The sequence below is a fragment of the Pseudomonas sp. SDO5591_S426 genome, assembly GCF_054070755.1.
In genome coordinates this window covers 21,843-33,267 of the sequence record NZ_JBSVXD010000050.1, presented here as the reverse complement: position 1 = coordinate 33,267, position 11,425 = coordinate 21,843, and the positions used below count along the sequence as shown (strand labels likewise).

The 11,425-nt window shown below is 60.9% G+C and carries 13 protein-coding genes; 2 read left to right on the top strand and 11 right to left on the bottom strand.

The window, feature by feature from the left end:
* Positions 1-35: 35 nt before the first annotated feature.
* Positions 36-518 (bottom strand): DUF934 domain-containing protein, encoded by a 483-nt coding sequence (locus ACW9JC_RS12925; protein ID WP_457455246.1) that lies wholly within the window; start codon positions 516-518, stop codon positions 36-38.
* Complete coding sequence (locus tag ACW9JC_RS12920) at positions 515-2,188, bottom strand: nitrite/sulfite reductase (protein ID WP_457455245.1); 1,674 nt, start codon at positions 2,186-2,188, stop codon at positions 515-517. The genes ACW9JC_RS12925 and ACW9JC_RS12920 overlap by 4 nt, the downstream gene beginning before the upstream one ends.
* 323 nt (positions 2,189-2,511) lie before the next feature.
* Between ACW9JC_RS12920 and ccoN the strand changes: the two genes are divergently transcribed.
* Positions 2,512-3,939, top strand: coding sequence for a cytochrome-c oxidase, cbb3-type subunit I (gene ccoN / locus ACW9JC_RS12915; RefSeq protein WP_457455244.1), 1,428 nt, complete (start codon positions 2,512-2,514; stop codon positions 3,937-3,939).
* On the top strand, positions 3,939-4,160 hold the full coding sequence (locus ACW9JC_RS12910; RefSeq protein ID WP_457455243.1) for a cbb3-type cytochrome c oxidase subunit 3: 222 nt from the start codon (positions 3,939-3,941) through the stop codon (positions 4,158-4,160). Before ccoN ends, ACW9JC_RS12910 begins: the two co-directional genes overlap by 1 nt.
* A gap of 54 nt (positions 4,161-4,214) precedes the next feature.
* Here ACW9JC_RS12910 and ACW9JC_RS12905 read toward each other — a convergent pair whose 3' ends face one another.
* The 9 genes from ACW9JC_RS12905 to ACW9JC_RS12865 form a co-directional block, all read right to left on the bottom strand.
* Entirely contained in the window at positions 4,215-4,709 is a 495-nt protein-coding gene (locus ACW9JC_RS12905) for a hypothetical protein (protein WP_448107718.1), read from the bottom strand.
* Positions 4,710-4,814: 105 nt separating this feature from the next.
* The gene (locus tag ACW9JC_RS12900) at positions 4,815-5,327 is read right to left on the bottom strand and encodes a GNAT family N-acetyltransferase (RefSeq protein WP_457455242.1); all 513 of its coding nucleotides are present in this window, start codon (positions 5,325-5,327) and stop codon (positions 4,815-4,817) included.
* An 85-nt stretch (positions 5,328-5,412) separates the two neighbouring features.
* Positions 5,413-6,393 carry a LysR family transcriptional regulator gene (locus ACW9JC_RS12895; RefSeq protein ID WP_457455241.1) on the bottom strand — a complete coding sequence of 327 codons (981 nt, stop codon included), beginning with the start codon at positions 6,391-6,393 and terminating at the stop codon, positions 5,413-5,415.
* A gap of 71 nt (positions 6,394-6,464) precedes the next feature.
* Positions 6,465-7,415, bottom strand: coding sequence for a peptidylprolyl isomerase (locus ACW9JC_RS12890; RefSeq protein ID WP_457455240.1), 951 nt, complete (start codon positions 7,413-7,415; stop codon positions 6,465-6,467).
* Positions 7,412-7,882, bottom strand: coding sequence for a YbjN domain-containing protein (locus ACW9JC_RS12885; protein ID WP_457455239.1), 471 nt, complete (start codon positions 7,880-7,882; stop codon positions 7,412-7,414). The genes ACW9JC_RS12890 and ACW9JC_RS12885 overlap by 4 nt, the downstream gene beginning before the upstream one ends.
* A gap of 19 nt (positions 7,883-7,901) precedes the next feature.
* Positions 7,902-8,531 (bottom strand): DNA repair protein, encoded by a 630-nt coding sequence (locus tag ACW9JC_RS12880; protein ID WP_457455238.1) that lies wholly within the window; start codon positions 8,529-8,531, stop codon positions 7,902-7,904.
* A gap of 17 nt (positions 8,532-8,548) precedes the next feature.
* Positions 8,549-10,252, bottom strand: a complete 1,704-nt coding sequence (locus ACW9JC_RS12875) for a putative porin (protein ID WP_457455237.1) — start codon at positions 10,250-10,252, stop codon at positions 8,549-8,551.
* Between the two features lie 39 nt (positions 10,253-10,291).
* Positions 10,292-10,996, bottom strand: a complete 705-nt coding sequence (locus ACW9JC_RS12870; protein WP_457455236.1) for an energy transducer TonB family protein — start codon at positions 10,994-10,996, stop codon at positions 10,292-10,294.
* 2 nt (positions 10,997-10,998) lie between these two features.
* Positions 10,999-11,424, bottom strand: coding sequence for an ExbD/TolR family protein (locus ACW9JC_RS12865; protein ID WP_457455235.1), 426 nt, complete (start codon positions 11,422-11,424; stop codon positions 10,999-11,001).
* Between the last annotated feature and the right edge of the window lies 1 nt (position 11,425).

Below are 11,425 nucleotides of genomic sequence, written 5' to 3'. Positions count from 1 at the left end.
GAGCTGCCGCAGGCTGCGATCTTTTGATCTTGTTGCTATGAGCGCCGCCGAAACAACGGCCGCGGTTCAATCACCGAACGCCCGTACAACACGCTCATCCCCGCCAGTCCCTTCAACGCATCTTCCGCGGATTTGTCTTCGCGCACCGCGAAACTGTCGAAGCCGCACTGGCGCATGTGGCTGAGCTGATCGCGCAGCACATCGCCGATGGCGCGCAATTCGCCGGTCCAGCCCAATCGCGTGCGCAGCAGATACGCCTGGCTATAGCCGCGACCATCGCGAAAACTCGGAAAGTCCAGGGCGATCAAGGGTAGTTGGCCAAACCACGGTTTGAGGCTTTCCACCTCATCATCCGGCCCCAGCCATACGGCCTGCCGCTGCGGGTTCTCCAGCCAAAGGGTCAGCGGCAGTATCACTGCACCTTCGGGCAACGGTGCTTGCGGGTCGCGCACGAGCGTCCACGGATCATCCGCGACAATCCCCGCCACGCCCTCTTCCAGCCGCAACAGGCTGTTCATGCGGACACCTCAAGCACTTTCGGGTAGACCGCTTCCTTGAACGGCTCCAGCCCGATTCGCTGGAAGGCATCGACGAACAGTTCTTCACTCTCGCGATAGCGCACGAACGTGTCGACGATCTGCTCGATCACATCCGGTACTTCGGCGGCGCTGAAGGACGGGCCGATAACCTTGCCCAATGCGCTGTTCTTGCCCTGGGCGCCACCGAGGGTGATCTGGTACCACTCGCTACCGTTCTTATCGACCCCCAGAATGCCGATGTTGCCGATGTGATGGTGTCCGCAGGCGTTCATGCAGCCGGAGATGTTCAGGCTGATGTCACCCAGGTCATGCAGGTAGTCGAGGTCTTCGAAGCGTGCGGCAATGGCTTGGGCGATGGGGATTGACTTGGCGTTGGCCAGCGCGCAGAAATCACCACCGGGGCAGGCGATGATGTCGGTGAGCAAGCCGACGTTGGCGCTGCCCAGGTTGTGTTCGCAGGCCAGGCGCCACAGCGCGAACAGGTCGGCCTTCGGTACGTCCGGCAGGACGATATTCTGTTCATGGGCGATGCGGATTTCACCGAAACCGAAGCGCTCGGACCACTGCGCCACCGCGTCCATTTGCGTGTCGGTGACATCGCCCGGCGGCGCAGACTCGCCCGGTTTGGTCGATAACACCACGCTGGCGTAGCCCGATACCTTGTGCGGCTGTACGTTACGCAGCACCCAGCGGGCGAATGCCGGGTGTTCGGACAGTTGCGTGCCGAAATCCAGGCTGGTGTCGGCCAGCTCGCGGTATGGCGGTGCGACGAAGGCACTGGCCACGCGCTGGTATTCGTCTTCAGTCAGTTGCGCCGGGCCGTCCCTGAGGTACTGCCACTCCTCCTCCACTTCACGGGCGAAGGCCTCGATACCCAGCGCCTTGACCAGAATCTTGATCCGCGCCTTGTATTTGTTGTCCCGCCGACCATGGCGGTTGTACACCCGCAGCACCGCCTCGACGTAGGACAGCAGATGCTGCCACGGCAAACCTTCGCGGATTTGCAGGCCGAGGATCGGCGTGCGCCCCAGACCACCGCCGACGATCACCCGCAGCAGCATTTGCCCGTCATCGCTCGGGTAAAGATAGAGGCCGATGTCATGCATCATAATCGCCGCGCGATCCTGCTCGGCCGAGCAGATGGCGATCTTGAACTTGCGCGGCAGGTACAGGAATTCCGGGTTGATGGTCGACCACTGCCGCAGAATTTCCGCCAGCGGTCGCGGGTCGATCATTTCATCCGCCGCCACCCCGGCAAAGGCTTCGGTGGTGATGTTGCGTACGCAGTTGCCAGAGGTCTGAATCGCGTGCATTTCCACTTGGGCCAGGCGTTCGAGAATGTCCGGCACCTGGGCCAGCTCGATCCAGTTGAACTGCATGTTCTGCCGGGTGGTGAAGTGGCCGTAACCGCGATCGTAGTCCCGGGCGATGCTCGCCAGCGTGCGCATCTGTCGGGCACTCAAGGTGCCATAGGGAATCGCCACTCGCAGCATGTAGGCGTGCTTTTGCATGTACAGGCCATTTTGCAGGCGCAGCGGCAGGAACTCTTCTTCGCTCAGCTCACCGGCCATGAAGCGCTCGACCTGATCGCGAAACTGCGCAACACGCTCGAACACCAGCGCCCGGTCGTAATCATCGTATTGATACATGTCGCTACCTCATCAGGGTTGATCGCAATACCTGTGGGAGCGAGCTTGCTCGCGATGGCGTCAGTCCCGTCAACATCTGCATTGACTGCAAGTCCGTCATCGCGAGCAAGCTCGCTCCCACAAGGATTTTTCAGCGACTATGCGCCAGCGGTGCAGCGCGTTACAGATTCACCTGAATTGATAAAAACCGTATCAGATCGCGTCAGATTGCCGCAGCGATGCGCCAAATCTGATCCGCATAAATGAAATATTCCTGAGTCTGTTTTGTTTCCGGTCAGGTTTTTACAGTGCAGCACGACTATGCAACCGTGGAAGCATTGACCATGAGCACAACAACTATCGGACAGGCCTACAACTACAAGGTCGTCCGCCAATTCATCGTGGCGACCGTGTTCTGGGGCGTCGTGGGGATGGCGATGGGCGTGTGGATCGCCTCGCAACTGGTGTGGCCCGAGATGAACCTGGACCTGCCGTGGACCACCTTCGGCCGCTTGCGGCCGCTGCACACCAGCCTGGTGATTTTCGGTTTTGCCGGCAGCGCGCAGTTCGCCGCCAGTTACTACGCGGTGCAACGTACCTGCCAGGTGCGGCTGTTCTCGGACACGCTGGCCGCGTTCACGTTTTGGGGCTGGCAGTCGGTGATCGTGATCATGCTGATCAGCCTGCCGATGGGTTACACCACCACCAAGGAATACGCCGAGATCGAGTTCACCGGCGCGGTGTGGATGACTGTGGTCTGGGTCGCCTACGCCATCGTGTTCTTCACCACTGTGGTGCAGCGCCAGACCAAGCACATCTACGTCGGCAACTGGTTCTTCGGCGCGTTCATCGTGGTGATCGCCATGCTGCACGTGGTCAATCACCTGTCGATCCCGGTGGACTGGTTCAAGTCCTACCCGGTGTATTCCGGGGCCACCGACGCCATGGTGCAGTGGTGGTACGGGCACAACGCCGTGGGCTTTTTCCTCACCACCGGGTTCCTCGGGATGATGTATTACTTCGTGCCGAAACAGGTGGGTCGGCCGGTGTATTCCTATCGTCTGTCGATCGTGCATTTCTGGGCGTTGATCACCCTGTACATCTGGGCCGGCCCGCACCATTTGCACTACACCGCGCTGCCGGACTGGGCGCAGTCGCTGGGCATGGCCATGTCGCTGATCCTGCTGGCGCCGAGCTGGGGCGGGATGATCAACGGCATGATGACCCTCTCGGGTGCCTGGCATAAGTTGCGCACCGATCCGATCCTGCGTTTTCTGGTGCTGTCGCTGGCGTTCTACGGTATGTCGACCTTCGAAGGGCCGATGATGGCGATCAAGACCGTCAACGCCCTCTCCCACTACACCGACTGGACAATCGGCCACGTGCACGCCGGTGCTTTGGGTTGGGTGGCAATGATCACCTTCGGCGCGACGTACCACATGGTGCCGAAAGTCTTTGGCCGGGAGCAGATGCACAGCACGCCGCTGATCAACGCGCATTTTTGGCTGGCGACCATCGGCACGGTGCTGTACATCGCCTCGATGTGGGTCAACGGCATCACCCAGGGCCTGATGTGGCGCGCGATCAACGATGACGGCACGCTGACCTACTCCTTCGTCGAAGCCTTGCAGGCCAGCCATCCGGGGTTCGTGGTGCGTTTTACCGGTGGCGTTTTCTTCCTCAGCGGCATGTTGCTGATGGCGTACAACGTGTGGCGAACGGTGCGGGTTGCGGATGTGTCGATGGCCGAACGTGAGGCGCAGATAGCCTGATGACTGAAGTCATGTTCAACATTCTGGGCGTGGCATTTTTGTGGTTCGCCATCGAGCACTGCCTGCGCCACCAGACCGTTGAGAGCCTGGACGACGCCAGCCTGATCCCGTTTGCCGATGACCCGGAAGTGGCAAAGCGCGTGGAGTTGGCGACGGGCAAGACGGTGAAGGCGGTTGCGCCTGAAGTGCCGAAACCGGGTTGGGGCAACCTCGAAATCTGATAATCACCTAAGACTGTGGGAGCGAGCTTGCTCGCTCCCACAGTGGGCCTAGTCTTAGCTGCGCTCGCGGGGAATCAGGCTCTGCAGTTGTTGCGCCAGGAAGTTCGCGTCAAACGCAAACGTATCCGGGTCTTTCAGGCCATTGGTTTTGCGCCACTGCCAGCTAGTGGCCGGCGGCAAGCACACCAGCGACACACTGCCAACGCGCGCGCCGGTGAACCCTGTCACCGCCACGGAAATCTGCCCGCCGACGCCCATCACATCCGGCACGAAATCCACCGGTTTGCCGGCGATCAGGATGCTCAGCTTTTCGGTCTTGAACGTCGAGGTCTCGACCGAAACACTCGGCCCCGACGCGACATACGCTTCGCGGCTGACCTCCAGCAGATGCGGTGCCAGTACCGGCTCCAGCCACTGCTGGATCTGATCGAACAGGTCGCCAATGCGCGTCGCCCATTCGGCCGATTGCGACTCGAACAGCTGTTTCTTGTGCGCTTCGCTTTCTGCGTAGTGACGAAGCATCTCGCCCAGTTGCTGTACGTCGTCCATTGCGGTGTTCCTTTGCCTGAAACCAGTGCTGCGGACATCGAGCATGGCAGATGTCCGCAGGTCGCGTACGACTAAACGCCAGGAGGTCGCCCGTATCCAACCGGGCTAGGCCCTGTGACGCAGGCGCGCCATGCTCAAGGTGTCCACCAGCACGCCGTCGCGTACCGCGTAGTCGCGAAACAGGCCCTCGGTCTCGAAGCCGAATTTGCGGTACAGCGCGATGGCGGCTTCGTTGTCGGCGTACACCGAAAGCTCGACCCGGCGCAGGTTCATCCAGTTGTCGGCGATATCCAGCGCTGCCGACAACAGTTTCGAACCCACACCCTTGCCCTGCCACTCGACCGCGACGCCCATGCCGAAGCTGCCGGCATGACTGCGGCGGATACGCGAGTACTGCTCCAGGCCGATATTGCCAATGACCGTGCCTTGATGCAGGGCTACCACTTTCACCAGGCGTTCGTCGTCTGAGGCCAGTCGCTTGCGCCACAGTTCGGTGGACTGAAACGGCATTTGCAGGGTTTGCCGGCCGATCAGTGGGTCGTTATAGAGCGCGGTGATGCCTTCGATGTGGGACTCGTTGAAGCGTTCGAGGGTGATGACACAATCAGTGGTCGTCATGGGTGATTCATCCTTGATGCAGACATGGCCAGTCACTGTATATCGCAAACCTCCCGGATGGCGAGAACCCTTGTAGGAGCGGCGATCAGCCTTCGAACCATTCTTTGCGTTCGTTGAAGGTGTTCTGGATCAACTCGACAATCATCTGCACCTGCGGCTCATCCCGGGACTCGGCATTCACCGCCAACCAAACCTGGCGCTGCATCGCCTGGCTGAACAGCCCCGGCAGTTCAATCAGGCCGCGATCGAAACGACCCATGTATTGCGGCAACAAGCCAATGCAGGCGCTGCAACGGATCATCTCCAGCATCAACTCATAAGAGTGCAACTGCACAACTCCAGCCAGGCGCTGATCCACCAGTGCATTCCACGGCCGAAAACTCTCGATCTGCCGATCATGCTGCCATTGCACCAGCAGGAAATCGGCGAGGTCATCGAGGGTTTCGGGGCGGGATGTCACCCGTGAGTAGCGCTTGGCGATATGCGGCTTGTAGTCCAGCCGCGCCAGGCATTGGGGCTTGCTGATGGCAAAACTCGGGCCGGGCAACGGCGATTCGGTCCCGGCCAGCCATACCACTACATCGGCGCTGATGGATTGCAGGGACAAATCGCTGTCGATCGAGATGATGTCCAGGCGCACGCTGGCGTTGCGGCGCAACAGCGAAACCAGATCACGCCCGAGGATGTCGTGCAGGATGGTTTCCGCCACGGCCAGTCGAATCAGGGGTTGCTCGACCGCCGGCAGCGTGCGTTCGTGAGCCAGGGCAATCAACCGGGCGTGCAACTGCTGCCCATCACGAGTGAGCGTCAGTGAACTGTCCTTGAACTTGAACAACGTGCGTTGCAGTTGTTCCTCCAGTTGAGCGAGGAACTTGCGCAGGATGGTCGGCCGGACATTGAGGCTGCGGGCAGCCTGCATGAAACAGCCACAGCGGGCGCTGACCAGAAAATACTGCGCCACCTCGACATCGATCCCGGCTGCCGGCGCCAGCCAGGACTCGGATTTGGCATCCCGGGATCGGTAATCGGCGGAGCTCTGAGGCCCTGTTGATTCGGTCAATGACATCGATGACTCCCTGTCGATCTTTGTTGATTTAACTGCTCCATCCCTGTGTGCGAGCAGGCTCGCTCCAACAGTTACTGGGGTTTTGCCTCCAGTATTTTGTTGAGTTCGGCGCCGTCGATGCTCAGCGTAGCCGTGTTGAGCATGCCTTCGAGGTAGGCTTTGGCGATCTGTTCCTGACGTTGGGCGCGCAAGGCCTGGGTCAAGCGCTCACGCAGTTCGTCAAGAGTGGCCACCCGCGCCGGTTGCAGTTCGGTCAGCTTGATCACATGGAAACCCGCCGAACTCTGCACAGGCTCAGATACCGCTCCGACCTTCAGCCGCGAAACCGCACCGCGTACTTCCGGCACCAGTTGCGCCAACGGTTGCAACCCGGTGTCACCACCGCGCTCGGCGCTGGCGCGATCCTGGGAATACTGGCCGGCCAACGCAGCGAATTCTGCCGGGGTGGCCTGAGCTTTTCGACTCAGTTCCTGCGCTTGTTTGCGCACGCTTTCAAGGGTCTGCGGATCGCTCGCCCCGAGGAAGATCTGACTGACCCGGTACAACGCTGGCGTCACCCACTCTGACTTGCCTGCATCATAGGCTTGCTGCAATTCAGCGGCGCTCGGGTAATCCGTCGGCACCTGGCTGACGGACTGCAAGTAGTTTCGAAAGACGATCTGCTCGGTGGCGGCGCGGGTTTGCTGCTCGACATCAGGGCGCTGGCGCCAGCCTTGGGCATCAGCCTGCTCGAGAACCGCTTTCTCGGCCAGGCGTGAGCGAATCCAGCTTTCCAGCGTCGCGCGATTGCCGCGTAGTTGATCCCGAGTCTCCGCTGGCAAGGATGCGAGCAATGCCTTGAGCTCTTCGCTGGCGACCTGCTGATTGCCGAGTCGCGCCACTGCCGGTTCATTCGTTATCGCCAGCGATTTTACCGGCTGCGGCGCCGCCACCGGATCGTTACCCGGTCGCAAACCCGAAACCACCGCAACCACCAATACGGCCAGCGCCCCTGCGCTGGCCACTACCGTGCGCTTTTTCACAGGGATGCGACCTCTTGCTCTGTGGTTTCAGCCTGGGTCTGCAACTGCGCGGCATTCTGGCTGTAGTCGCGCAGGTAAACGATGAACTCTTGCAGCAGGCGATCCCACAGTTCCAGATTGCCGCGAAGGTATTCGGCGCTGACACCGGCGGCCACCACCACGTCCATTTCCATCACCAGGAATTCGCCTTGCACCGATAACCGGGCAAAACGTCGCGACGCGTTCCACAGTTCCGCCAGCCCGGCAGGCAAATCACCCTGCACGCGCAAGGCGCAGCTGAAGGTGAAATCGACATAGCTGCCCTGCTCGCCAGCCATGTTGCCGAAGCGCACGGCGTAACCAATGCCCTGACTGGCGCTGAGCAATTGCACGATGCCGTTCTGGTCAGTCTGGTTGACCCGATAGCCGGCGGCTTGCAGCACTTCGGTCAGCGATTGAGGCGATACGTGAGCGATCAATTGGGTCATGTGAAGTTCTTCCCTGTTTTCAGTGAGTGACCGCAGCCTGAGGCGCGTCGAATTGAGTCTTGTAGAGCTCGTCGCCAAAGCCTTGGGCCAGTTCTTCGAACTTGACCCGGGCCGTGCCGGCGAATGGTTGGCGAATCTTCATCACCTCAGCGACGTCGATTTTTTCGTAGGCCGCGAGGATCTCCTTGGCCACGCCATACATCTGTTGATTCTTGACCGAACATTGCTGCATTTGTGTGTCACGTTCGGCCAGTTGCGTTTCGAGCCGGGCGCGTTCGGCTTCTTTGCCGCGCGCCATCACCAATAGTTCGTCGTAAGCCTTCTTGAACTTGCCGATCTGCTCGTTGCTGGCCGCGACTTGTGCCTGGGCCTGGCTTTGCAAACTGTCTTGCTGGCTCGCCAGTTGCTCGGCCGCGCCCTTGTACTTGGCCAACTCGGCGGTCAATTGCTTGATCTGCGCCTGAGCGGCTTTGGCTTCGGTTTGCGCGGCAATCTGTGCGGCACTGGCCTGGGCCTGCTGGCTTTGCAGGGCTTGCAACTGTTGGGTGGTGCTGCGCAGTTGCGTACGCAGGCGTTCCTCCATGCCCTCGGCGCTCGCCCCTTGGGCCACCAGCGCGCCCAGGGCAAACAACAGGATTTTTCTGTTCATCACGTTCTCCCTGCGCCTTAGAAGCGCGTGTTGATCTCAAGCTGCAAGACGTCGATATCGAACGGTGCGCCGTACACCGCTTCGGAGCTCAACCAACGACCGGTGGCATAGACGTTCTTGGCCAGACCGTAGTTGCCGCCCAGGAAGTAACCCTTGGCATTGGTGCCGCCCAGGTGGAACGAGGAATCGTTGAAACCGTCCGGCAAGGCGTCCGGCTGGATGTACTTGTAGCCGGCGAACAGGTTCCAATCGCCCTGTTTCCTCATGTCCAGTGCGCTGCCGAGGGTGAACTGCACCATCCACGCGTTGGCGCCGCTTTCGATGTCGCCATCGCTGTCGAGGTTGTTGACGATCTGCCCCGCCGCACGCTTGCGCATGTCGCCTTCGTCGTAGCCCAGGTTGTGTACGTAGTTGGCCTGGCTGCGCAGCTTGAAGTCTTCCGGCAGGTCGCTGTCCCAGACAAAGTTCAGGTCCAGCAGGTTGAACTCCGAGGCCAGGCCGACGAATTGCGGTTGCGGCGTGGTTGCCGGGTTGAGCGGGTTCGGCGTGATGTCACGCAGCAGGAACACAGTGTTGCCCTTCTGCATGAAGGCCGAACGGGTGCCATCGCTGTCGCAGCCCGGCGCTCCGGCCCAGGGTTCGCAAGGGCTGGAACGCTGGCCTTCGATGTCATCGAAGCGGTAGTAGGCCAACGCACCTTTGAGCCGGTTGCTGGAGTTGATCGCCCAGTTGGCGCCGATTTGTGCGCCGAACAGCCATTTGTTGTCGCTTTCTTCCTTGTCGAAGCCGTTGCTGGAACTGGTGTCGTTGGTGTACTCGATCGGGAACGCACCGACGGTGCCGAACATGCCCCAATCGCGGTTGAGCTTGTGGTCGAACATCGCCGCGATGCCGTCGAAGTTCAGCTCATTGGAATAGAGCATGTCGGTGGAGAAAAACGGGTTGGTGAAGCGGCCACCGGTGAGGGTCAATTCATTCGTGGCTTTCCAGGTCAGGTAGCCCTGATCGAGCCAGATGTCTTTCTTGCCAAAGCCGCCACCGAGGGTCTGGGTGGTCGACACCGGGCTGTTGTCGGAACCGGTCCCGATGCGAATGCCGGCGGTCCAGTCCGGCGCAATTACCGCTTTCATACCGAGACGCGCGCGCAGGCGCAGCAGATTTTCGCGGTCTTCGCGGGTGTTGAGCAACGGCGGCAGGCTGGTGCTGCTGTTGGGGTTCACGTCGTACGGGCCGTTGTTGTTGAGCTTGGCGAAGTCGACGATTTCGTTGCTGTTGGTCCCCGAGTAGTAGCGCGATTCGTCCCGCAGGCGAATATCGCCGTCGAAGCTGACCCGCGACACCCAGTCCGGAAACGTGTTGGGCTGTGCCCAGTTTTCCTGCTTGGCTGTGGCCATGACTTCGGCCTTGACCTGATCGCGGATCTGGTCGCGCACGGCGGCCGGCACGTACTGCACACGCACATCGCCCGGTGCGGCAGCCGGGCCAGTGGCGGCAACGGCGGTTGGTGCGGAAGCGGCTTTGCGGGCCTGATCCGCTTCACTCTGGGCCTGGGCAATCAGCTTGTCGGCCTTGTCCTGTTTCAACACGCCTTGCTCTACCAGCAAGCGGATCAGATTGATCGTGGCGTTCTCCGAGGGCGCAGGCGCTGCCACGGCCTGACCGACCCAGGTCGCAATGACCATGCCGACCGCCAGGGACAATCGATTCACATTGGAAATCATCTGCACACAACTCCTTATGGCAAAGCTTTGATAATGGGGTTAGCCCGGACGCCGCCCTTGCAGGGACACGCGCATAGGGACAGTGAAAGAAGCCGGTGGCCGCTGGTTCATGCGCGGCGCACCGCGAAGGGCGGCGAGTATTTGCGCGTCGACTTCGGCGTTGCCGCTGGACTTGGCCAGCTCGACCCGAGAGATGTCGCCCGAACTGCTCATCCACACGTCGACCTGCGCCTTGTAGGCCTGGTTGCGCAGGTCCGGGTTGTCGCGCAACAAGCGCTGGAAGCTGACGGCCATGAACTGGCTATACGTGCCGTTGCCCAGGCGCCCACCGCCGGAACCGGCCATGCCATTGCCCTTGCCCGCGCCGATACCGAAGTTGTCCGTGCCGGACTGCGCCGCACCGTCCATCTCCATCGGCTTGGCCAGGTCGTCCGCCGGGGATGGTGGCGCTTCGACTTCCGGCGTGACCTCCTCCGGTTCCGGTGTCGGCTCGGGCTCGACCATTTTTTCTTCTACAGGAGGCTCTGGCTCCGGCGGTTTTTCCGGTGGTGGAGGCGGTGGTGGCGGCAACGGAATGATGGTCGGCACCTTCGGCGCTTCACGGCGAATACCGCTCATGTCGTTGGCCCATTGCCACAGGAACCACGCGGCCACGCTGGCGAACAGCAACCCGGCGCCCCACTTCACGAAGCGCACGGGTGACTTCTTGACGGGCGACGGGCTGATGGGAAGTTGAGCAGTCATGGTCAGCCCTGTGTCGGTTTGCCGGTCACCAGACCGACTTGTGACAGTTCCAATCGGCGCAGCAGGTCCAGTACTTCGATGACTTTCTGGTACTGCACCGTGGCGTCGCCGCGCACGATCACCGGGAATTCCGGACTCTGGGCCTTCTCGATGCGCAGGCGGTCTTCCAGCTCGGCGAGCGTTACCGGGTAGGCATCGAGAAACACCTGGCCGCCGTCGTTGATCGAAATTGCCTTGGTCTTGGCTTCGGACAACGACGCCGAGGCACTGGCCTTGGGCAGGTTGATCTGGATACCCGATACCTGCGCGGTGGCGGTGAGGATGAACATCACCAGCACCACCATCAGCACGTCCACCAGGGGCGTGATGTTGATGCTGTCCACCGCTGCGTCATCGTCATCGTCGTGAGAGGCATTTACGGAAGCCATG